The organism is Citrobacter sp. Cc139 (assembly GCF_030334645.1).
Classification (GTDB): domain Bacteria; phylum Pseudomonadota; class Gammaproteobacteria; order Enterobacterales; family Enterobacteriaceae; genus Citrobacter; species Citrobacter werkmanii.
Window position 1 is genome coordinate 18841 of record NZ_JAOWDM010000066.1, and the last position, 25444, is coordinate 44284.

At 54.0% G+C, this 25444-nt stretch carries 13 protein-coding genes and 1 other RNA gene; 10 read left to right on the forward strand and 4 right to left on the reverse strand.

From position 1 onward, the window contains the following. Positions 1-21: 21 nt before the first annotated feature. Positions 22-615 (reverse strand): nucleotide exchange factor GrpE, encoded by a 594-nt coding sequence (grpE, locus tag OGV69_RS04415; RefSeq protein ID WP_038642760.1) that lies wholly within the window; start codon positions 613-615, stop codon positions 22-24. A 122-nt stretch (positions 616-737) separates the two neighbouring features. Here grpE and nadK point away from each other — a divergent pair, with 122 nt between their 5' ends. From nadK to bamE, 3 genes are all read left to right on the forward strand, one after another. After that, positions 738-1616, forward strand: coding sequence for an NAD(+) kinase (nadK, locus tag OGV69_RS04420; protein WP_038642764.1), 879 nt, complete (start codon positions 738-740; stop codon positions 1614-1616). Between the two features lie 85 nt (positions 1617-1701). Next, complete coding sequence (gene recN, locus OGV69_RS04425) at positions 1702-3363, forward strand: DNA repair protein RecN (protein ID WP_069325285.1); 1662 nt, start codon at positions 1702-1704, stop codon at positions 3361-3363. Positions 3364-3512: 149 nt separating this feature from the next. Then, entirely contained in the window at positions 3513-3857 is a 345-nt protein-coding gene (bamE, locus tag OGV69_RS04430; protein WP_003826401.1) for an outer membrane protein assembly factor BamE, read from the forward strand. Between the two features lie 50 nt (positions 3858-3907). Here the strand turns inward: bamE and OGV69_RS04435 are convergent, their stop codons facing one another. Next, positions 3908-4204, reverse strand: a complete 297-nt coding sequence (locus OGV69_RS04435; RefSeq protein ID WP_038642768.1) for an RnfH family protein — start codon at positions 4202-4204, stop codon at positions 3908-3910. Beyond that, positions 4188-4631, reverse strand: a complete 444-nt coding sequence (gene ratA / locus OGV69_RS04440) for a type II toxin-antitoxin system toxin RatA (RefSeq protein WP_038642770.1) — start codon at positions 4629-4631, stop codon at positions 4188-4190. Before ratA ends, OGV69_RS04435 begins: the two co-directional genes overlap by 17 nt. A gap of 154 nt (positions 4632-4785) precedes the next feature. Here ratA and smpB point away from each other — a divergent pair, with 154 nt between their 5' ends. The 7 genes from smpB to OGV69_RS04475 all read left to right on the forward strand — a co-directional run bounded on the left by smpB (position 4786) and on the right by OGV69_RS04475 (position 23783). Further along, positions 4786-5268 (forward strand): SsrA-binding protein SmpB, encoded by a 483-nt coding sequence (gene smpB, locus OGV69_RS04445; protein ID WP_043017973.1) that lies wholly within the window; start codon positions 4786-4788, stop codon positions 5266-5268. A gap of 567 nt (positions 5269-5835) precedes the next feature. Continuing rightward, positions 5836-17067: a BapA/Bap/LapF family large adhesin gene (locus OGV69_RS04450; RefSeq protein ID WP_069325286.1), complete on the forward strand. Its 11232-nt coding sequence runs from the start codon at positions 5836-5838 to the stop codon at positions 17065-17067. 71 nt (positions 17068-17138) lie between these two features. Next, on the forward strand, positions 17139-18548 hold the full coding sequence (locus tag OGV69_RS04455) for a TolC family outer membrane protein (RefSeq protein WP_069325287.1): 1410 nt from the start codon (positions 17139-17141) through the stop codon (positions 18546-18548). Further along, entirely contained in the window at positions 18545-20731 is a 2187-nt protein-coding gene (locus OGV69_RS04460) for a type I secretion system permease/ATPase (RefSeq protein ID WP_069325288.1), read from the forward strand. Before OGV69_RS04455 ends, OGV69_RS04460 begins: the two co-directional genes overlap by 4 nt. 7 nt (positions 20732-20738) lie before the next feature. Continuing rightward, positions 20739-21902, forward strand: a complete 1164-nt coding sequence (locus tag OGV69_RS04465; RefSeq protein ID WP_114140364.1) for a beta-barrel domain-containing protein — start codon at positions 20739-20741, stop codon at positions 21900-21902. A 72-nt stretch (positions 21903-21974) separates the two neighbouring features. Next, positions 21975-22338: a transfer-messenger RNA gene (gene ssrA, locus OGV69_RS04470) on the forward strand. Between the two features lie 203 nt (positions 22339-22541). Further along, a complete protein-coding gene (locus tag OGV69_RS04475) occupies positions 22542-23783 on the forward strand; it encodes an integrase (RefSeq protein ID WP_069325290.1) in 1242 nt (413 codons plus the stop codon). Positions 23784-24203: 420 nt separating this feature from the next. Here the strand turns inward: OGV69_RS04475 and OGV69_RS04480 are convergent. Then, a protein-coding gene (locus OGV69_RS04480; protein WP_114140367.1) for an IS3 family transposase occupies positions 24204-25372 on the reverse strand; the annotation gives its coding sequence in 2 pieces (ribosomal slippage) (positions 24204-25123 and positions 25123-25372; 1170 coding nt in all). Positions 25373-25444: the final 72 nt, after the last annotated feature.

Here is a 25444-nt window from a genome sequence, read left to right on the forward strand (position 1 = left end):
CATTACCCGGCCCGAGGCTGATTAGCCTTTGGCTTTCGCCACGGAGACCATCGCCGCACGGATGGTACGTCCGTTCAGGGTATAGCCTTTTTGCATGACCATCAGCACATTACCGGCAGCAACGTCGTCAGACTCTACCATTGCAATGGCCTGATGCACGTTCGGGTCCATCGGCACATCGATATCCGCAACCACCTGCACACCAAACTTCGCCACCACATCCAGCATTGACTTACGCGTCAGCTCAATACCTTCAATCATCGGTGCCATCGCATCATTGTCTTTGTCCGCTACTTCCAGCGCACGATCCAGACTGTCCAGCACCGGCAGCAGCTCGTTGACGAATTTTTCCAGCGCAAATTTATGCGCTTTTTCTACGTCCAGTTCGGTACGACGACGCAGGTTTTCCATTTCCGCTTTGATACGCAACACGCTGTCGCGCTCGCGAGTTTCGGCCTCAGCAAGCTGAGCTTCCAGATTCGCAATTTTTTCATCGCGCGGATCCACCTGCTCAGCAGAAGCGTCTGGTTCAACCGCCTCAACTTCTTCGTGCTGATCCATGATAATTTCTTCCGGGGCTTGCCCCTCAGGCGTTTTCTGTTCTTTACTACTCATGAATTTCTCCGCGTTTTTTTCGCATTCATCTCGCTAACCTGGATTATTATGGGGATAAGATTCAGGGTTTCAAGGGAAGTACTCACATTGTCACTAATCTTCGTTACAAGGACCTCGAGAAAATGAACAATCATTTCAAGTGTATTGGCATTGTGGGGCATCCACGTCACCCCACTGCACTGACAACACATGAAATGCTCTACCGTTGGCTGTGCACCAAAGGTTATGAGGTTATCGTGGAGCAACAAATCGCTCACGAGCTACAGCTGAAAAATGTGAAAACCGGTACGCTCGCGGAGATTGGCCAGCAGGCAGACCTCGCCGTCGTCGTCGGTGGCGACGGCAATATGCTGGGCGCTGCGCGCACCCTGGCACGTTATGACATCAAGGTTATCGGCATTAACCGTGGTAACCTCGGTTTCCTCACCGACCTCGATCCAGACAATGCCCACCAACAATTAGCCGACGTGCTGGAAGGCCACTACATCAGCGAAAAACGCTTTTTACTCGAAGCCCAGGTATGCCAGCAGGATTGCCAGAAGCGCATCAGCACCGCAATCAACGAAGTGGTACTGCATCCAGGCAAAGTGGCGCACATGATTGAGTTCGAAGTGTATATCGATGAAATCTTTGCTTTCTCTCAGCGTTCCGACGGGCTAATTATCTCTACGCCTACCGGTTCTACCGCCTACTCCCTCTCTGCCGGAGGCCCAATTCTGACGCCATCTCTGGATGCCATTACGCTGGTGCCGATGTTCCCGCATACGCTTTCTGCGCGTCCGCTGGTGATCAATAGCAGCAGCACCATTCGCCTGCGCTTTTCTCATCGCCGTAGCGATCTGGAGATCAGTTGCGACAGCCAAATCGCCCTGCCGATACAGGAAGGGGAAGACGTATTGATCCGTCGCTGTGATTATCATCTGAACCTGATACATCCAAAAGATTACAGCTATTTCAATACATTAAGTACAAAACTGGGCTGGTCAAAAAAATTATTCTAATTTAACGCCAACCTCTTTACTGTATAAAAAACCAGTTTATACTGTATGTAATTACAGTTATGGTTTTTCATACAGGAAAACAGCTATGTTGGCACAACTGACCATCAGCAATTTTGCTATCGTTCGTGAACTTGAGATCGATTTCCAGAACGGCATGACCGTCATCACCGGTGAGACAGGTGCGGGTAAGTCCATTGCCATTGATGCTCTCGGTTTGTGCCTGGGCGGGCGCGCAGACGCTGACATGGTGCGCGCAGGCGCTGCGCGAGCCGACCTCTGCGCCCGTTTCGCCTTAAAAGACACCCCAGCAGCTTTGCGCTGGCTGGAAGAGAACCAGCTTGAAGATGGCCGTGAGTGCTTGCTGCGTCGCGTGATCAGCAGCGACGGCCGCTCCCGTGGCTTTATTAACGGTACCGCCGTTCCGCTGTCACAGCTTCGTGAGCTGGGCCAGTTGCTGATTCAAATCCACGGCCAGCACGCGCACCAGCTTCTGACGAAATCCGAACACCAAAAATTCCTGCTTGATGGTTACGCCAATGAAGCATCCCTGACCCAGGAAATGACCGCGCGCTATCAGCTATGGCACCAAAGCTGCCGCGATCTGGCGCATCATCAGCAACAAAGTCAGGAACGCGCAGCACGGGCGGAACTGTTGCAATATCAGCTAAAAGAATTGAACGAATTCAACCCGCAGCCGGGCGAGTTTGAGCAAATTGATGAAGAGTACAAGCGTCTGGCTAACAGCGGGCAATTGCTCACCACCAGCCAGCAGGCGCTGGCTATCCTCGCGGATGGCGAAGACATCAATCTGCAGAGCCAATTGTACAACGCAAAGCACCTGGTCACTGAACTCGCAGGCATGGACGGCAAACTTTCCGGTATCCTGGATATGCTGGAAGAGGCAACCATTCAGCTCAGCGAAGCCAGCGATGAACTGCGCCACTATTGCGATCGTCTGGATTTAGACCCTAACCGTTTGTTCGAACTTGAGCAGCGTATTTCAAAGCAAATCTCGTTGGCACGTAAGCATCACGTCTCCCCGGAAGCGTTGCCGCAGTTCTATCAGTCTTTGTTAGATGAGCAACAGCAACTTGACGATCAGGCCGACTCGCTCGAAACCTTAACCCTGGCGGTGAACAATCACCACCAGCAGGCGCTGGAAACAGCAAAAAGGTTGCACCAACAGCGCCAGCATTATGCGCAGGAACTGGGACAACTCATTACCGAGAGTATGCATACCCTTTCGATGCCGCATGGTCTCTTTTGCATTGATGTAAAATTTGATGAGCACCATCTGAGCGCGGACGGCGCCGATCGTGTGGAGTTTAAAGTTACCACTAACCCGGGTCAGCCGTTACAGCCGATCGCGAAAGTTGCTTCTGGCGGCGAGCTGTCGCGCATCGCTCTGGCTATTCAGGTTATTACCGCACGTAAAATGGAAACCCCGGCGCTGATTTTCGATGAGGTTGATGTCGGCATCAGCGGTCCGACGGCTGCGGTCGTGGGCAAAATGCTGCGTCAGTTGGGGGAATCAACCCAGGTTATGTGCGTGACTCACCTGCCGCAGGTTGCTGGTTGTGGTCATCAACATTTCTATGTCAGCAAGGAAACTGACGGCGCAATGACGGAAACACACATGCAGCCGCTTGATAAACGCGCGCGTCTGCAGGAGTTAGCCCGCTTACTTGGCGGAAGCGAAGTCACGCGCAATACCCTCGCAAACGCAAAAGAACTGCTGGCGGCATAAACTTTTTTCCCTTGTGAAGGTCTGAGTTCAACATAAAATCGCCGACCGACCCGACAGCAAAAGGTTTTAAAGTGGTGAAAGGTCTATTATCATCGGCATATTACATATGAGCCGCGTACTGCTCGGGCCCGAAAAGGAATCAAATCACTATGCGCTGTAAAACGCTGACTGCTGCTGCAGCAGTACTACTGATGTTGACTGCAGGCTGTTCCACTCTGGAGCGAGTGGTTTACCGCCCTGACATCAACCAGGGAAATTATCTGACACCGACCGATGTCGCCAAAGTGCGTACAGGCATGACGCAACAGCAGGTTGCTTATGCTCTGGGTACCCCAATGATGTCCGATCCTTTTGGCACAAACACCTGGTTCTATGTGTTCCGTCAGCAACCTGGACATGAAGGCGTAACTCAGCAAACGCTGACGCTGACCTTTAACAGCAGCGGCGTATTGACCAACATTGATAACAAACCTGCCCTGACCGACAATAAGTAGGTTTGAGAGATCAAAAAAAGGTGCTCAATGAGCACCTTTTTTATTGTCTGTTATTTTTTAGCGGATTTCTCTGCTCGCTGCCTGCGCAGCTCTTTGGGATCGGCAATCAGCGGCCGATAAATTTCCACCCGATCGCCGTCATGCAGAACATCAGCAAGCTTTACCGGACGGCTGTAGATGCCCACTTTATTTTTGCTGAGATCGATATCATTACGCAATTCCAGCAGCCCGGAAGCGCGGATAGCCTCTTCCACCGTTGCGCCCTGCTGCAGCGTTACGCGCTGTAAATACTGTTTTTCGGGCAGCGCATATGCCACTTCAACGACAATTTTAGCCGACGCTGACACTGTAAACCTCTTTCGCGCGAACCGTGAAAGCCTGCACCATATTCGAAGCCAGCTCTTTAAAGATGCGGCCAAACGCCAGCTCGATGAGTTTATTCGTGAACTCGAAATCGAGATGAAACTCAATGCGACACGCGTCCTGGCTTAACGGCGTAAACTTCCAGCCGCCAATCAGTTTCTTAAACGGTCCATCGACCAGATGCATCAGGATGCTCTGGTTACTGGTCAGTTGGTTACGCGTGGTGAACGTTTTGCTAATCCCTGCTTTGGAGACATCCACTGCGGCAGTCATTTGTCCCGGAGTCGACTCCAGTACGCGGCTACCGGTGCACCCCGGTAAAAACTGGGGATAGGATTTAACATCATTCACTAACTGATACATCTGCTCCGCACTGTAAGGTACTAAAGCGGTCCGGCTAATCTGAGGCATAACAATTTCCATCAATATCAATCACACAAATAATACCATTTATCACTCGCTAAAAAAAACGCTATAGCCCAACTCGTGCTAAGATAGCGCCTTGCGCCCCGCTGGATGAAATGGGGTGTTTTTCGATTCCAGATTACCTATACTGAGCGGCATTATGACGAAGAAAAAAGCACACAAACCTGGCTCAGCCACAATCGCGCTTAACAAACGCGCACGACACGAATACTTTATCGAAGAAGAGTTCGAAGCAGGACTCGCTCTGCAGGGCTGGGAAGTCAAATCCTTGCGCGCAGGTAAAGCTAACATCGGCGATAGCTACGTTATACTCAAAGACGGCGAAGCGTTCCTGTTTGGCGCCAACTTCACACCGATGGCCGTTGCCTCAACACACGTGGTATGCGATCCCACCCGTACCCGTAAACTACTGTTAAACCAGCGCGAACTCGACTCTTTGTATGGTCGTATGAATCGGGATGGTTATACCGTAGTAGCACTGTCGCTGTACTGGAAGAACGCCTGGTGTAAAGTAAAAATTGGCGTCGCCAAAGGTAAGAAACAACACGACAAGCGCTCCGACGTGAAAGAACGCGAATGGCAGGTGGATAAAGCACGTATTATGAAAAATGCCGGGCGATAACCTTCTTTTCTCTGTGGCCAGTCTATCACCATGATGACTGGCCTTTATTTTTTAGTTATTGAAAGTCGCACAATACATTCATAGTAATTATAGATTCCATTGCTGAATCGTTCAGTTAAAAATACGAACCCCAGCCTGCAGGCAAGCAGTAGTCCAATAAAATAAAACTTCAAGTACTCCCGCGCGCTATTTTTCATCTTTCAAAATAGCATTATTATTACTGTTGTTTATTATTAACAATAAATAACAAAAACAACAATTACAGCAACTTATAAATAAAATCTATTTATCGAAACGTTTAACTCATTTCGATGAAAAATATCACCATATGTTTTTAATATCTGGACATTGCAGAAAGTTTTCTTTCTGACTATATCATCTAATACGAAAGAACTATTTTGGTGCTCAGACTACGACTTAATTTTTTCAGAAACTGATACCAGTAAATCTTATCCATGAAATTACATGTGTAAGTTCATCATTATGATGAACGAGGCACCTGTCTGCTCATTTTCCCGGCACGCCGTTGCGGATTAATACTCCCGACCTGCCATCAGGAGTGAACATATGCGTCTACTCGCCGTTGTATCGAAGTTGACTGGTGTTTCTACCAATGTTGAAGCCTCTGAAATTACACTCAACTCACCTTCTATTGTGAAACTGTCCGTTTCACGTGAGGAGGTCAGCCAGTTGGCTCGTGTTAATCAGGATCTGGTTGTCACACTCCGTTCAGGTGAAACCATCACCATTAAAAATTTTTACGTCGGAAAAGGTGATGCGCAAAACCAGCTCGTTCTGGAAGACAGCAATGGCGCGCTATGGTGGGTTCAGGATACGGATGGTGCTTTCCATTTTCAGCACCTGGACGATCTCACGCCGCTGATGACGGCCGAAGGCAGTCATGACGGAGGCGCAATCTGGCCCTGGGTCCTTGGCGGGGTTGCGGTCGCTGGCGGAATTGGCCTCGCTGCAGGAGGTGGTGGTGGTGGCGGCGGCGGCGGCGGCGGGAGCGATAATAATGCCGGAAACGGTAATGGTAGCGGCGGCAACGGTAATGCCGGAAACGGCAATGGTAACGGCGGCAGCGGTAGTGGCGATGGCGATAACGGCGCGCCGCCAACAACAACCCCCAATATGCCAGACATGCCCGTCATCACCAGCGTAATTGACGACCAGGAGCTTATTACCGGCCTTGTCAATCAACAGGAGTCCACCAACGATAATACGCCTGAACTCCAGGGTACCGGCCCGGCAAATGCCACATTACATATTTTTGATAACGGCGTCGAAATAGGCCAGGTGACTATCGATGCCAACGGCCACTGGTCGTTTACCCCCTCATCCCCTCTTGCAGACGGCACTCACCAGTTTACCGTCAGCGCGTCAAATAATGCGGGTAGTAGTGGGATGTCAGACAGTTGGGTGATTATTGTCGATACGCTTGCCCCTGATGCCCCCGTGGTTACACAGGAAATCGACAATGTCGGTTCCATTACCGGTCTTATCGCCAATGACGGCGAAACCGACGATGCCACGCCAACTCTCACTGGTACTGGCGAAGCAGGGAGTACCATCAGCATCTATGACAATGGCATCCTGATTGGTATGGAGCCAGTAGATGACAATGGTAACTGGACCTTTACGCCTGATACGCCCCTCAGCGACGGCGTTCACAATCTGACGCTGACGCAAACTGACGCCGCAGGTAACGTGAGCGCGGAAACGAGCCTGCCGACATTTACCGTTGATACGACCGCGCCTGCAGGCGCGGTGATTTCCGCAGTAAACCTCGAAGGCACCACGGTAACGGGTAGAGCGGAAGCAGGAAGTCTGGTCACTATCATTGGTAGTAATAGCCAGGTTTTAGGTGCAATAACGGTCGATCAAACCGGCAATTTCGTCATCGCGATTTCCCCCTCACAGACGCACGGCGAAGCGTTGCTCGCGAAGATTCAGGATAAGGCGGGCAACATCGGGCCAGATACCCCATTTTATGCCACAAATTCCGGCTATCCAGGCGTACCCGTTATCGTCAGCGTTATGGATGATGCCGCACCGTCAATCGGGTTATTGAGCAACAATCAGGCCACCAACGATCAAACGCCAACGCTCTCTGGCACTGCGGACGCTAACAGCACCGTTAACATTTATAACAATGGTGCGATTATCGAAAGCGTGGTTGCCGACGCCAATGGCAACTGGAGCTGGACATCCGCCACGCCGTTGCCGGAAGGGCCGCACGCTTTCAGCGCCACGGCAACAAACCAGCTAGGGACAGGCGGTATGTCGCCAACATTTAATATTAGTATCGACATACAGCCGCCGTCGCCACCAGACGATCTCAGCGTCTCCGCAGACGGCAGCGTTGTCACCGGGACGGCCGAGCCGGGCAATACTGTCGTTATCACCGACAGTAATAACACTCCGATCGGCAGCGGCGTCGCCGGAGAAGATGGATCATTTACCATCCCCATCACCCCGCCACAGACCAATGGCGAAACGATTACCGCCATCGCTACCGATCCAGCAGGCAACCCAAGCCAGCCAGAAACCACGCTCGCGCCAGATATCACGGCTCCGCAGCCGCCTGCTAACCTGATAATTAATCCTACGGGCGATCAGGTTACCGGCACCGCAGAACCCAACAGTACGGTACATATTCTGGATCCAGATGGCGCAATCATTGGAACAGCAACTGCTGGCCCGAGCGGAGATTTCACCGCCACGCTGGTTCCGCCGCAGACTAACGGTGAACGCCTTAACGCGAATGCAACTGATGCAGCAGGCAATACCAGCGGTAACACTCCGATTACCGCACCAGATACCACAGCACCTGATGCGCCAACCGGCGTCATCGTCGCTGGGGACGGCGGTTCTGTAAGCGGACATGCCGAAGCGGGAAGCACCGTCACTGTCAAAGACAGCAACGGCAATCAGATTGGTGTTGGTCAGGCTGACAACGGTGGCAACTTCACCGTGTCGATTACACCGTCGCAAATGAACGGCGAAACGGTAAAAGTCACCGCAACTGACAGCAATAATAACGAAAGTCTGCCAACCTCGGCGCTGGCACCGGATATCACCGCACCAAACCAGCCGATTATCGTTGCCGTGACGGATGATGTTGCGGATGTCATCGGCCCCATCAGTAACAACGGCTTAACTAACGACGATAAACCTAAACTCGAAGGCACTGCCGAGGCCGGAGCTCAGGTTAAAATTTACGATAACGGCGAACTGTTAACGACCGTCACCGCTGATCTCAACGGTAACTGGAACTACACGCCCACAACAGCGTTGACCCAAGGCGCGCACATATTTACGGTGACGGCAACCGATGCCGCCAGCAATACCAGTAGCGCCGCAAGCTGGAAAATAATTGTCGATAGTCTCGCTCCAACCGTCCCCGTGATTACGCTGATTAACGATGATGTCGGCAGCATCACAGGTAGCGTCGCGAACAACGGTTGGGTCACCAACGATAATACGCCAACCATATCAGGCACCGGTGAACCCGGTTCTTTGGTGAGCCTGTACGATGGCAGTTTCCTGATGACAGTCATGCTTGTCGATAGCACGGGAACCTGGAGTTATACCGTTCCGGCAAATCAGGCGCTCAGCGACCGCATCCACCAGTTTACAGTCTCTGCTACAGATGCCGCTGGTAACGTCGTCACCTCCTCCACCGTGGTCAGCGTTACCGTAGATACCCAACCGCCAGGCAATCCTGTCATTTTGACTGCCACCGACGACGTCGGGAATGCGCCGATTGATCTGTCCACCGGTAGCCGCTCAAACGATACTTTGCCGCTGCTGAAAGGGACCGGGACAGCCGGTTCTACCATCACCCTCTATGATGGCGCCACGTCGATTGGCAGCACAACGGTATTACTTGATGGCACCTGGAGTATTCAAATCAGCCAGCCGCTCAGTGAAGGTCCACATAGTTTGTCAGCAATTGCGACAGACGTTGCAGGCAACGCCAGTAACCCAGGTAATTTCACGCTGACCATTGATACCACCCCACCGCCAGCCCCGGTTATCAGCTCAGCAGAAGGTCTGATTGGCACAACCCTACAAACGTTGAGCAACGGTGGCAGTACCAAGAGCACGACCCCCGAACTGTCCGGAACCGGCGAGCCAGGCGCGACGATTACCCTTTACGATAACAACGTTTTTCTTGGTACCACCACCGTTCAGCCAAATGGAAGCTGGACATATACGCCGACAGGTCCACTGCCGGACGGTCCGCACAAATTTACGGCGACGGCGACCGATGTGGCTGGCAACACGGGGATCCCGTCAGCAGGCTTTACGCTGACGGTAGATAACCTGCCGCCAGTAAAACCAGAGCCGCCAACCATAACGGATGACGTCAACCCGATAACCGGCATCATCACTAACGGCATCACTAACGATACCACGCCAACCTTTAGCGGCACGGGCAACCCTGGCGATCTTATTTCTATCTACCTTGATGGCAACACTTCACCGCTGGGTACTGCGACCGTTGGTGCAGATGGCTCCTGGAGCTTTACGCCCACCAGCCCCATTAATCCGGACAATTATCAGGTCACCCTCACCGCAACCGATCCTGCTGGTAACGTCAGTCCACGTTCGGATGCTGTTGCCCTGGGGATTGATACGACACCTTCAGCGCCGCCGGTGATTATCGCCGCTAACGATAATGTCGGCGACGTCCAGGGCGATGTTGCGGCTAACGGCGTGACCGATGACACCACGCCAACCATTCGAGGTACTGGCACCGACGGGGATATCATTACTCTGTATAACGGCGGTACGGTGCTCGGCACAGCAACGGTGGCAGGCGGAACCTGGAGTATTACGCCCGGGACGGCACTGACCAACGGGAGCTACACGCTGATCGCCACCGCAACCGATCCGGCCGGTAACATCAGCGACAGCTCAAACAGCATTTCGTTTACGGTTAACAACACGAAGCTGACCCTACCGCTGGTCACGGATATTCAGGATAACGTCGGCGTCTTTACCGGTTCGCTAATCAGCGGCAGCGTGACGGACGATACAATGCCAACCATTAGCGGGACCGGCACGCCGGGCAGTACGGTGTTAATTTATGACGGCACAACGACACCGATTGCCACGACTATCGTTGCCGCGAACGGCAGTTGGAGTGTCGAAGTTCCCCTTACGCCCAACGCTACTCACACATTGACCTTCGGTGCCCAGGATGGGGCCGGTAACGTACTGGCGGCAGATAATCCGCTAACGTTGATTGTCGATACGCTGCCTCCTGACATTCCAACTGTTACCAGCGTAGATCCTGATGGGACGAAAGTAAGCGGCACGGCAGAAATTGGCAGCACGGTAATTATCCGTAGCGGCAACACCGTTCTTGGTCAGGGAGTGGCTGACAGTTTCGGGAACTTTACTGTCACGATTTCACCGGCACAAACAACAGGTCAGGCGCTCACCGCTATTGCCCAGGATCCTGCAGGCAATCCGAGCGATCCTGCGCCGTTTAACGCCGCCATCTCCAACGTGCCACATCCCCCGACTCTTGAGATTGTCGATGACATCGCGCCCATCATGGGGGTGATTGGCAACGGTAAAACCACTAACGACACCTTACCGCTGCTGCAAGGAACAGCCACCCCTGGGGCGACTGTTAATATTTATATAGATGGTGTGTCACCTGCCATTACAGTGACCGCCGATGCTGTTTCCGGTGCCTGGAGTTATCAGTTACCCACTGCGTTGACTAACGGCACAACCTATAACTTCACCGTGTCACAAACTGTAGGCGGCATCACCAGCGGTTTATCGCCCAACTACGCCATCACCATCGACACCACCGCTCCGCAGGTGCCAACTATCACCAGCATCATTGACGATGTTGCCCCAGGCACCGGATCGTTGGATAAAGGGCAAATTACCAACGACTCACGCCCGACATTCAACGGAACCGGCGAAGCAGGCGCAACCATCACCCTTTACGATAAGGGCGTTGCTTATGCCACAACCACGGTAAACAGCAACGGTTTCTGGAGCTTTACCCCGACCGACCCTCTGGGAGAAGGCGACCATATCTTCACCGCTCGCGCAACAGATGCCGCAGGCAACCAGGGAGATCCGTCCAGTGATTTCCGAATCATTGTCGATACCCTGGCGCCGGATGCCCCCTCCATTGTGACGGTCACAGACAACGTTGGTACAACTCAGACCCTGACCTCCGGACAGTTGACCAATGATAATACCCCAACGCTCGCGGGCACCACTGAAGCGGATTCGGTTGTGACCATCCGCGATAATGGCGCAGTGATTGGCACAACCACCAGCGATGAAAACGGCAACTGGAGCTTTACGCCTGCGCCTGCTCTCGGTGAAGGCAGCCACTCACTGACCGCATCCGTCACGGATGGCGCGGGCAACATCAGCCCGGCCACGCCACCGTTTGTGGTCGTCGTCGACACGCTTCCCCCTGCTGCGCCAGTCATCACCTCGGTGATTGACGATCAACCCGGTAATACGGCGCTAACTAACGGACAGTTGACCAACGATGCGCTGCCAACGCTGAACGGTAAAGGTGAGATCGGCGCCATCATCACGATCCGTGATAATGGGAGCGACTTAGGGACAACTCAGGTGGATGCGTCGGGCAACTGGAGCTTTACGCCAGAAACGCCCCTGGGCCAGGGTCAGCATATTTTCACCGCCGTTGCCACCGATCGGGCAGGAAATACGGGCGGAGTATCATCATCGTTTACGATTGAACTGGACTCTATTGCCCCGTCAATACCGGTCATCAGCACGGTGCAGGACAACACCGCCCCGACAACAGGCCCCATAACAAACGGCCAGACCACGAATGAATCCCGTCCGGCCCTGAGTGGCACCGGTGAAATTGGCGCGACGATTACTGTCCTGAGCGACGGTCTGCCCATCGGCACTACGACCGTTGGCGCAAACGGTACCTGGAGCTTAACCCCAACGGATGCACTCAGTAACGGGCCACATACGCTGACCGTCACCGCTACAGACAGCGCGGGTAATACCAGCCTTCCATCCAATGGTTTCGCACTTATCGTCGACACGGTGTTGCCGGGGACGCCGGTCATTACTCAGGTTGCGGATGATGTCGGTCCGGCAACTGGTAATCTGAATAACGGCCAGGCCACAAACGATACACAACCCACACTCACCGGCACAGCTGAAGCCAATTCGACGGTCAAAATTTACGATAACGGAACGTTTATCGGTTCAACCACAGCGGATGGGACGGGCGCCTGGAGCTTCACGCCGCCAGCCCTGGGCAATGGCAACCACGCTCTGACAGCAACCGCGACGGACGCTGCCGGAAACGTCAGCCCAGCGTCCGCTGGATTTAACATCGTTGTTGATACCGTCGCTCCCCTGGTGCCAACCATTATTCAGGCTTTTGATGACGTGCTGCCGGGTACCGGAACGCTGTCGAACGGAGCCTTTACTAACGACACCCGTCCGTTACTCAACGGCTCGGCGGAAGCGGGCGCCCGAGTGGCCATCTACGATAATGGCACGCTGCTGGCGACGGTGACTGCGGCGATAGACGGCACCTGGGAATATCTGCCCGCCACGCTGGGCAACGGTCAGCATGTGTTTACCGCCATAGCCACCGACGCCGCCGGCAACGTCAGCCCGGCGTCGAGTGGATTTACTATTAATGTCGACACGCTTGCGCCAACTACCCCGATACTGGTCTCGGTGGTCGATGACGTCGCAGGCGGCGTGTTCAATGCGGCGCTCAGCAACGGGCAACTCACTAACGATGCGCGCCCAACGCTGAACGGCACCGCTGAAGCAGGCAGCACCGTCAGTATCTATGACGGGAGCACCCTGCTGGGAACGGCACTGGTGCAGAGCAATAACAGTTGGTCGTTTACCCCAACCACGCCGTTGGCGAGTGGATCGCACACCTTCACCATCACCGCCACCGACGCGGCGGGCAACACCAGCGGCGCGACGGCCGGTTTTAGCGTCGTGGTGGATACTACCGCCCCGACGCTGCCTGCAATCAGCAGCATTATTGATGATGTCGGACCAAACACCGGCGCGATTGGCAATAATCAGCCAACCAATGACGCACGCCCAACGTTAACCGGCACCACCGAAGCCAATGCGCGGATCGATATTTATGATAACGGCATCTTCGTCATCAGCGTGACGGCGGACGGCAGCGGCAACTGGAGTTACACCCCGTCCACCGAGCTGGCACAAGGTCCCCACTCCTTTACCATCACCGCAACGGACAGTGCAGGTAACACCAGCGGCACATCGGCTCCCGCAGCGATATTGGTCGATACCGTCGCGCCAGACATTCCTGGCGGACTTTCAGTAAACGCCACCGGCACGACGCTCACAGGCGTTGCCGAGCCCAACAGCACGGTCATCATTACCTCTAACGGCGGAACAGTGCTCGGTACGGCAACCGCGAACGCCTCCGGTAACTTCACCTTCACGCTGAACCCACCGCAAATCAGTGGGCAAACGCTGTTGGTTAGCGCACAGGATGCCGCGGGCAACATCGGTACAGCAGGCAACGTTCTGGCACCCTTTACCGGTGTACCGCCTGCGCCCGTTATTGCCAGCGTGTTCGATGACGTCGGCTCGGTCACTGGTCTGGTCACGGCGGGCAAAACCACCAATGACACCCTGCCAACGCTCAGCGGAACGGCGCAGGCTAGCGCCGTGGTCCGACTGTATAACAACGGGGTGTTCATGGGCGCCACGACCGCAGATGGCAATGGGCTCTGGAGCTTTACCCCAACCGGCGCGCTCAGCGAAGGTAACCACGCGTTTACCGCCACGGCAACAAATGCCAACGGCACCAGCGGATTGTCCGGTTCGTTCAGCGTGATTGTGGATACCACCCCGCCATCCGCGCCAACAATACTGATCAGCGCCGATGGCGGAACCGTAAGCGGCGTCGCCGAAGCGGGAAGCACGGTCACGATCTCTCTACCCAGCGGCACCAGCGTGACGGCCATCGCCAACAGCAGCGGTGTCTATAGCGTCAACTTGCCGGTTCGCCAGATTGAAGGTCAATCGCTGTCCGCCACGGCGACCGATGCAGCGGGTAATACATCATCGCCTACAAGCGTTATCGCCCCGGTATTGCCGTTGCTGGCCGAAGACAACATTACCCGTCTGCCGCTACAGACTGATGTGACCGTCAGCACCGAGCATAAAAGCGATTATGGTTTCCTGTTGGTCAACGCGCTGGGTAATGTGGCGAACGTGCTGGGGGACGATACGGCAACCGTCAATTTTAATATCGTCTCTGGCGGCAGCGGATCCATTACGATCAATGCAGCCGCGACCGGCGTGGTCCTGTCACTGCTAAACACGCTGGAGATCGTGATCCAGCGCTTTGACACTACGCTGAATGCCTGGGTGACGGTAGTGGATACCGGCCTACCCAACTTTGCCAGCCTTCTCACCTTAGGCGCTTCTGGCGTAACGCTTAATTACAGCGGACTGACGGGGGGTGATTACCGTGTCGTAAGCTATAACACCAACCTGCTGGCAACGGGCTCTTACACCAGCCTTGATGTCGCGGTGGTGAAAAGCAGCGCCGGGACCATCATCGGCGGTACGACGGAATCTGGCAACATCATCACGGATATCGATCCCACCAACGGGCAGGATAACGCGCCGTCTGGCACGCTGGTCACCTCCGTAACCGACGGTAACGGCAACATCGTGAGCGTCCCGGCGGGCGGTATTGATGTGCAGGGCAAATACGGCATCCTGCATATTAATCAGAACGGTAGCTATACCTATACCCTGACCAATACGTCAATTTCAGTGTATGGACGCTCCGAAAGTTTCACCTATACGCTGACGCATGGCGCAGATAGCTCATCGGCAAAACTGGTGGTAACGCTGGGCCAGCCCCCAGCGACCAGTACAGTCACAGCAGCAGATGATATTGCCGCGCTGACTTACGGGACGCAGGTCATTGCGATCGATAATGGAACGTCAAAACAAACCGGCTTCACGCTCGTTAACGTTGGACTGGGTAATGTGCTGGACGTCAGTCTGGTTAACGGCCTGACCAACCCTATCAAATTCAACGTGGATGATGGCGCAACCCGCACGCTGACCGTGCAGGCGAATGTTCTCGGCGTGACGGTGGGCGGCTTTGATCTCTACATTTATCGCTTCAATGAGTCTATTCAGCAATATGAACAGTTCCGTGTGAAGCCCAATTGGGTCACCGCGGTGTTAGCCGGCGGCTCTACGGAATACACCATCACGCTGCCTGGCGGAGACTATCTGTTCCTGCTTAACGCTTCCGGCGGTCTGGCTCTGGCAACCACCTATACACTGGACATTAAGGCGGATCATACCTACGCCGTAGACAGCCTGAGCGCGTCGACCAACGGAAATCTGTTGGTCAATGACTCGGCTCCGGCCAATACCGTTATTACCGAGGTGAACGGCGTCGCCGTTAATGGGACGGGTATCACAACCATAAACGGGCAGTACGGCACGCTGACTATTGATGCGAAGGGGAACTACACCTACACGTTAAAAAGCGGGCTGGGCGCGGACGGCATCAACACCCCTGACAGCTTCGTGTATAAGGTCCGGGCGCCAAACGGCGACACCGGCAGCGCGTCGCTGAACATTACGGCAACCCCGCAGGCACTGGATGCCGTCAATGACATCAGCCCCCTGATGGCGGTCACCACGCAGGCGGATACATCCCGGTCGTTCACCGATAATAGCGTCGGTAACGCCAGTTGGAACGCCCAACTCTTGTCAGCAACGTCACAAAATGGCACAGGAACTATTGAGGTTGCAGCGGGAACGGCGGTGCAAAACGCCATCCTGCATTTTAACGTCGCTTCAGGTCTGACGCTGGGCGGACTAACCGTCACCTGGACACTGTACGACAGTAATAACGTCAAGGTGACTAACGGCTCGTTCAACGGCGGATTGCTGGTTGGCGGCAATATTGATATTGCCCTGAGCGGGATCGTACTGCATAGCGGTAACTACCGCCTCGACTACACCGGCAGCGTCGGGGCCCTGGGCTTGGGGAATATCACCATCACCCCAAGCGTAAAAGGCACGATAATCGATCTGCAAAACTTCGAGACCTCCGCCGCAAACAGCGTCACGGGCAATATCTATGACGGAGACCATATTGCCAGCGTGCATACCCTGCTGACGGTGAACGGCACTGGCGGTAGCACTGCCACATTGGATCCGCTTGGCAACACGACCAGCGCTATCATTAACGGTCTGTACGGCAAACTGACCATCGACATAGACGGCCATTACACCTATGCCCTCAACAGCGATGTATCACTGGCCTCCATCACGACCAAAGAGACGTTCAACTACACCCTCAACGACCAGCAAGGCCATACCGATACCGCCACGCTGACCATCGACATGAATCCGCAGGTCGTGAGCACCGCGGATGCCGATCGTCTGACCGGCAGCGCATACGGCGATACGCTGATTTATCACCTGCTTAATGCCAACAACGCAACCGGAGGGAACAACAGCGACAGTTGGACCAACTTCTCGATGGCCCAGGGCGACAAGATCGATATCCACGAACTGCTGAGCGGATGGAACCATCAGGCTTCTACGCTTGGGAACTACGTACAGGTCACCACCAACGGATCCAACACCGTGATTGCCATCGACCGCGACGGCACGGGGGGAACTTATCAATCCACCAACCTCATCACCCTGGAGAACGTCAACACCACGCTGAATGAACTGCTACAGAACAACCATCTCATCACGGGTGGTTAATCCATAAAGCTCCGGGCGCCATGACGCCCGGAGCAACTGCCGTAACGGTTGTATTTTGAAAGGGATGAGATATGGGAAAAGTCATGCCCGTGGCATTACTGCTGGCATTAACACTGTGTTCCATGCGGGTGAATGCCGAAGATGAGCCGCAAGTTATTACGCCGGAAGGGTTGGCGAACAGCCAGATGCTTCCAAGCCTTGACGGCTCCGTCGCCGATCTGCCGCTAAGCCCTGCCGCCCCCGGTACTCTGACGCTGAACGATGCCGTGAGTCGTGCTGTGAGTTGGCACCCTTCCATTCGTGAATCTATCGGCAAACTGCTCTCACAGAATGAGCAGATAGACGTGGCGAAGTCGAAATATTATCCACAGGTAACTGCCGGAATGAACAACGGCTACAGCAATACTTACACCGACCACGGTTTTAGCCCGGCCCTGGTTATTTCGGTGTCGCAAATGCTGTATGACTTCGGCAAAGTGGCCAGCCAGGTCCGCGCTGAAACGGCAGGATCCGCGCAACAACAGGCTAATGTGTTACTCAGTATTGATACCATCGCCCACGCGACCGCCAACGCGATAGTCCAGGTGCAGACGTGGCAGCAAATGGTGGACGCCGCCGAGGAGCAACTCTCCGCTCTGAACGGCATTGGCCGATTGACCCGGCAACGCAATGATGAAGGCGCAACCTCACTATCAGACGTGGTGCAAACCGATGCGCGTATAGAGTCCGCGCGTTCGCAACTGGCGCAGTACCAGGCCAATCTCGACAGCAGCAAGGCAACGCTGATGAGTTTTCTCGGCTGGAACTCGCTCAACGGCATCAGCAATGAATTTCCCGGCAAACTGGACAGCAGTTGTGATGTCGTTAAACCCGACGATAAGCTGGTTCCTGCCGTGCTGGCGGCGTGGGCGCAGGCGAATGTGGCGCAGGCCAATCTCGACTACGCCAACGCGCAAATGACGCCGACTATCTCTCTGGAGCCATCGGTTCAGCACTATCTCAACGACAAATATCCCAGCCATGAGGTGCTCGACAAAACCCAGTACTCCGCATGGGTTAAAGTTGAAATGCCGCTGTATCAGGGAGGCGGACTTACCGCCAGACGCAACGCCGCCAGTCATGCGGTTGAGTCAGCCCAGTATTCCATTCAACGAACCCGGCTTGAGGTACGGCAGAAATTACTGGAATCCCGCAGCCAGGCGATGAGTCTCGCCACCGCTCTGCAAATTCTGCGACGCCAGCAGCGACTGAGTGAACAAACGCGCGAGCTGTATCAACAGCAGTATCTGGATCTTGGCTCTCGCCCGTTGCTCGATGTGCTTAACGCCGAGCAGGAGGTGTATCAGGCGCGTTTTGCTGAACTCCAGACCCAAAACCAGCTACGCCAGTTACAGCTAAACTGCCTCTACAACACCGGCTCGCTACGCCAGGCATTCGCTTTAAATAACCGCAGCATTCAATCGGTGGAGATACAGCTATGAGCGACGTCGATTCACATGCGGAAGAGGCCATTGGCGAACAGGCCCTGAGCCAGTGGGCGCAGGCGATGACGTATATTGCCAGCCACTATCGCGTTGCCTGCTCCCCCGGCGCAATCCAGGCCAACGCTCCATGGTTTGCAGGAAAAAACCGCACCCTCGCGCTGACGCAACTGGCGCGCCAGGCAGGCCTGTCATTTCACGCACTGGATACCACAAAGCAGGCGTTCAGCCAGTGGCGTTTACCGGTAGTGGCTGAACTGCGCGACGGCCAAATCATGGTGCTAGAACATTTCAACGGTGACGATGCGCTGGATGTTTTTATCATCGCCGAAGAGGGGCAGCGTAACCGGCTGACGGTTGCAGAGCTTGTGCCGGAGATCGTAAGCATTACCGCGCTGCGTCCGCTTTCGGCGCTAAAAGACAGTCGGGTAGACCGCTATATTTCTCGCTTTAAGCCCGACTGGATGCGCGAACTGGTTTTACAGGATATCCGCCCTTACCTGCCGGTGATGGTTGCCGCTTTCCTGATTAACGTTCTGTCGCTCGCCGGGATTATCTTTTCGATGCAGGTCTACGATCGGGTGATTCCGGCCCAGTCGTATCCGACGCTGTATGTTCTCTCAACCGGCGTTCTGGTGGCGGTACTGTTTGGCTTTCTGCTGCGCGAAGCACGTACCCACATTATGGATCTGCTGGGTAAACGCGCCGATATGCGCATTTCCGATCGGGTGTTCAGTCATGCCCTGCGGCTGCGTAATAGCGCCGTACCTCGCTCTACGGGGAGCTTTATTTCTCAACTCCGCGAGCTGGAGCAGGTTCGCGAGATGATCACCTCCTCGACTATGTCGACTATTGTCGATCTGCCTTTTTTCTTTCTGTTTATCGTGGTATTGGCCTGCATTGCCCCGCCGCTGGCATGGATAGCGCCCGTCGCCGCCCTGCTGATGATCCTGCCTGGTTTACTGTTACAGAAGAAGCTGGCGGTGCTCGCCAACCAGGCCGCACATGAATCCACCCTGCGCAACGCGGTACTGGTTGAAAGCGTTCAGGGGCTGGAGGACATCAAGCTGATGCAGGCGGAAAACCGCTTTTTACAGCAGTGGAACAGCTACATCCGCATTACCGGAGAGTCCGGACTGCGCACGCGCAAGCTGACTCAGGGGCTGATTGGCTGGGGCATGTCGGTACAAAGCCTGGTCTACGCCGCCATTATTATGTTCGGCGCGCCGATGGTCATTGAAGGCACGATGACCACCGGGGCCGTGGTGGCCGCCTCCATGCTCGGTTCCAGAATGATTGCCCCAATGGCTAACCTGTGCGGCGTGCTGGCCCGCTGGCAGCAGGTCAAAGCAGCGAAGATGGGGTTGGACAGCATCATGCAGCTCCCCACCGAAACGCAGTACGATGAAGATCGGGTACATCAGGAGATTCTTCACGGTCATTATCTCTTTGAAAACGCGCACTTTCGCTACCACAGCGACGATCAGCGCGTGCCGCTGCGTATCTCACGTCTGGAGATCATGCCCGGGGAACGAATAGCGCTCCTCGGTCGTAACGGCGCGGGGAAATCAACGCTGCTGCAGGCCATGGCGGGCGGCGTGGAGATTATTCAGGGCGAGGTCCGACTCGATAACCTAAGCCTGGCGCAAATCGATATGGCCGATTTACGCCGCAACATCGGTTTTCTCAGCCAGAATGCGCGGCTGTTTTTCGGCACCCTGCGTGAGAACCTGACTCTTGGCGCGCCGCATGCCAGCGACGCGCAGATATTCGACGCGCTGGAGGTCAGCGGCGCAGCGGCTTTCGTTAAACAACTCGCCAAAGGGCTGGCGCATCCGATTATGGAGGGCGGCAACGGTCTGTCCGGTGGACAGCGGCAGTCGATTTTGCTGGCAAGAATGCTGCTGCGCTCACCCAATATCGTACTACTCGACGAACCCAGCGCTTCACTGGATGAACATACCGAGCGGGAGTTTATTCAGCGGCTAAACCTCTGGCTGGGCAACCGTACACTGATTGTCGCCACCCATCGCGTGCCGGTTCTGGAGCTGGTCGAGCGCGTGGTGGTATTGAAAGAAGGTCAACTGGTAATGGATGCCCCGAAAGCGCAGGCGTTGAGTGCAAGTCGGGCAGCTGTACCTACTCACGGTCGGGAGTGGAAAAATGAAAACCAATCCGCATGACGCCGCCATGGACGATCTGGATATCCGCCGCGAACACCATTTTTCCGGGGCCAGCCGCATTATTCTGCTCAGCACGCTGTTATTTGCCGTGCTGGGTATATGGGCGTATTTCGGTAAACTTGATGAAGTCTCGACCGGCAGCGGGAAAGTGATCCCCAGCTCACGTGAGCAGGTATTGCAGTCGCTGGATGGCGGGATCCTCGCCGAGCTGACGGTACGCGAGGGCGATAAGGTGCAGGCCAATCAAATCGTGGCACGCCTCGATCCTACCCGCTCTGAGTCCAACGTTGGGGAAAGCGCCGCCCGCTATCGCGCCTCGTTGGCTTCCAGCGCGCGGCTTAATGCTGAAGTTAACGATCTGCCGCTGACCTTTCCCGATTCACTACGCGCCTGGCCGGATCTCATCGCCTCCGAAACGCGTCTGTATAAAAGCCGCCGCGCGCAGCTTGCTGATTCCATGGCGGAACTGCAGGACGCGCTGGTCTCAGTCAATAAAGAGCTGGCCATTACCCAACGTCTGGAGAAAAGCGGCGCCGCCAGCCATGTGGAAGTGCTGCGCCTGCAACGACAAAAAAGCGATCTGGGATTAAAAATCGCTGACCTGCGTTCCCAATACTTCGTGCAGGCGCGTGAAGCGCTGTCTAAAGCCAACGCCGAAGTGGATATGCTGGCGGCCATTTTGAAAGGACGTGAGGATTCCGTCACCCGGTTGACCGTGCGCGCGCCCATGCGCGGCATCGTGAAAAATATCCAGGTCACCACCATTGGCGGGGTTATCCCACCCAATGGCGAAATGATGGAAATCGTGCCAATAGACGATCATCTACTCATTGAAACCCGTCTGTCGCCGCGTGATATCGCATTTATTCACCCAGGCCAGAGAGCGCTGGTCAAGATAACCGCTTATGACTACGCCATTTATGGCGGTTTGGAAGGCGTAGTTGAAACCATCTCTCCGGACACTATTCAGGATAAAGTGAAACCGGAAATCTTCTACTACCGCGTGTTTATCCGTACCCATCAGGACTACCTGGAGAACAAACTGGGACGCCAGTTCTCCATCGTACCGGGCATGATTGCCACAGTGGATATAAAAACAGGTGAAAAAACCATCGCCGACTATTTAATCAAACCGTTTAATCGGGCTAAAGAAGCGCTACGCGAGCGGTAAATCCTTGAGGATTAGGGGTTGCGGGGGCTGGTCACGCGTGTCACAAGTCTGTTATACTTGCTCTAACACATTGGGGCTGATTCTGGATTCGACGGGATTCGCGAAACCCAAGGTGCATGCCGAGGGGCGGTTGGCCTCGTAAAAAGCCGCAAAAAAATAGTCGCAAACGACGAAAACTACGCTTTAGCAGCTTAATAACCTGCTCTGAGCCCTCTCTCCCTAGCTTCCGCTCTTAAGACGGGGATCAAAGAGAGGTCAAACCCAAAAGAGATCGCGTGGATGCCTTGCCTGGGGTTGAAGCGTTAAAACTAATCAGGCTAGTCTGGTAGTGGCGTGTCCGTCCGCAGGTGCCAGGCGAATGTAAAGACGAACTAAGCATGTAGTACCGAGGATGTAGGAATTTCGGACGCGGGTTCAACTCCCGCCAGCTCCACCAAAATTCTCCATCGGTGATTACCAGAGTCATCCGATGAAGTCCTAAGAGCCCGCACGGCGCAAGCCCTGCGGGCTTTTTTGTGCCTGCAATTTGTCCAGCGAAGTCCGAAGAGAACTAATTAAATCCGAACCTTTTAGGCCCATTGATAGGCCCAACGAAAAGCTCTATTGTTTTCGTTGGGCCTAAACGCATGGAGACTCCCCATGGCAAGAAAAACCAAGCCGTTAACCGATACGGAAATCAAAGCCGCCAAACCTAAAGATGCCGATTACCAGCTGTATGATGGTGACGGGCTTACTCTGCTAATCAAGTCCAGCGGTAGTAAGCTCTGGCAATTCCGTTACTATCGACCTCTGACAAAGCAGCGAACCAAGCAGAGCTTTGGAGCCTACCCTGCCGTCTCACTTTCTGAAGCGCGTAAACTCAGAGCTGAATCTCGAGTTTTATTAGCAAAAGACATTGATCCTCAGGAACATCAGAAAGAACAGGTGAGGAATTCTCAAGAGGCCAAAACCAATACCTTCTTGTTAGTTGCCGAGCGTTGGTGGAATGTGAAGAAAACCAGCGTAACAGAGGACTATGCCGACGATATCTGGCGCTCGCTTGAGAGAGATGTTTTCCCGGCAATCGGTGATATCAGTGTCACTGAGATTAAGGCTCATACTCTGGTTAAAGCAGTTCAGCCGGTTCAGGCAAGAGGTGCATTAGAGACTGTTCGCCGCCTTTGTCAGCGTATTAACGAAGTCATGATTTATGCGCAGAACACAGGCTTGATTGATGCAGTTCCCAGCGTAAACATCGGGAAAGCGTTCGAGAAACCGCAGAAGAAAAACATGCCTAGTATCCGCCCGGATCAACTACCACAACTAATGCAGACTATGCGCACGGCAAGTATCAGCCTGTCCACACGATGCCTGTTCATGTGGCAGCTTCTCACCATTACCCGCCCTGCCGAAGCCGCTGAAGCTCGATGGGATGAGATCGATTTTGATGCTAGCGAATGGAAAATTCCAGCAGCTCGAATGAAGATGAATCGGGACCATACAGTTCCATTATCTGATGGAGCTCTCACTATTCTGGAAATGATGAAGTCTCTCAGTGGTGGCCGGGAGTTTATCTTTCCCAGTCGCATCAAACCAACCCAGCCGATGAACAGCCAAACTGTGAATGCAGCGCTCAAGCGTGCTGGTTTAGGAGGAGTACTCGTTTCACACGGCTTACGTTCTATCGCCAGTACGGCACTCAATGAGGAAGGATTTCCTCCTGATGTTATTGAGGCAGCTCTTGCCCATGTAGATAAGAATGAGGTCCGTCGTGCGTATAACCGCAGTGACTATCTTGAGCAGCGTCGTCCAATGATGCAATGGTGGGCTGACTTCGTAAGCAAGGCCGACAGTGGGAGCATTGTTGAAACTGGGAAAAGAAAGTTAAAACTTGCGGTCTGAGTTCCTGGCTGGGCTGGTTTCATTAGTTTTTTCCTAGTGGAAGTGCATTGGCTCAAACCTTCTCTGCCTAGTTGTTGGTCGATCACAATAGTATCTGACAGTCAGATTTGAACGAACTGCGGAAGTTCGTTTTTTGCCACAGCCGCCGGGATGTACAACTAACATTGGCTTGTAAGAATCAACTAGGGACAAGTCAACGCTCCCAGCAGTTTTGTTCAATATGTTGGCCTAACAAGCCGCCATTAGCGGGCTAGTGCAACGCAATCTAATGAGAAAATGCTGGTAATGTAGCTAAAGTGACAGAAATACATCCCTACACCAGATTTCTGCCTAGCAGTATTTCAGCAAACTATGTCACTTCTATATTTACCTGGTGCGTTGAGTTTGAACAAAATGGCCTCCGCTGCGCATATGTAGTGGTCAACTAAAACTGGCCACGGCTTTAGAGTTTTTCCAGTATCGGTTTTCCGATTCGTTTGGAGGTAATCCACCGTTATAGTCATGCGGCCTTAGCGAGCTGTAATACCCGACGATATAGTTTGTGATCGCATGAGCTGCTTCGCTAAAGTTTATATAGCCTGTCACTGGCACCCACTCGTTTTTCAGACTTCTGAAGAAGCGTTCCATCGGGCTGTTATCCCAGCAGTTTCCGCGTCGGCTCATACTTTGCCTGATCCGGTAACGCCACAGTAACTGCCGGAACTGCCTGCTTGTGTAGTGGCTACCCTGGTCACTGTGGAACATCACTCCCGCTGGTTTACCTCGGGTTTCCCACGCCATTTCCAGCGCTTTGATGGTTAGCTTGCTGTCCGGTGAGAATGACATTGCCCAGCCTACCGGTTTCCTGGCGAACAAATCGAGAACGACGGCGAGGTAAGCCCAGCGCCTGCCTGTCCAGATATACGTCACATCGCCGCACCATACCTGATTAGGCTCTGTCACTGCGAACTGTCGCTCAAGGTGATTTGGGATAGCGATGTGTTCATGACCACCCCGTTTATACCGGTGGGTGGGTTGCTGACAACTCACCAGTCCCAGTTCTTTCATGAGCCTGCCGGCAAGCCAGCGTCCCATTCTGAAGCCTCTCAGGGTTGCCATAATGGCGATACTTCTCGCGCCAGCAGAGCCATGGCTAATGTTATGCAGCTCCAGAACCTGACTACGTAATACAGCCCGCTTGCCGTCTGGCTTTTCGGGGCTTTTCACCCAGTATTTGTAGCTGCTGCGATGAACCCCGAACACGTGGCAGAGTGTGACCACAGGATACTGCGCTCTGAGTTTCTCGATTAACGAGAACTGTTCAGGGAGTCTGACATCAAGAGCGCGGTAGCCTTTTTTAATATGTCGTTTTCCATTTCGATGCGTTGTAGCTTTTTCTTTAGCTCACGTATTTCAATCTGTTCTGGGGTTATAGGAGAGGCTTTAGGTATTTTGCCCTGTCGTTCATCCCGTAACTGCTTTACCCATCGCGTCATGGTAGAAAGCCCCACGTCCATAGCACTGGCCGCAGCTGCAACTGTGTAGTTCTGATCAAGGACCAGTTGAGCGGATTCGCGTTTAAACTCTGCGCTGAAATTTCTTTTTTTCATTGGGACACCTGTATTGTTCTGAGATGAGCATATCACCTCTGTTCAGGTGGCCAAATTCAGTAAACCACTACA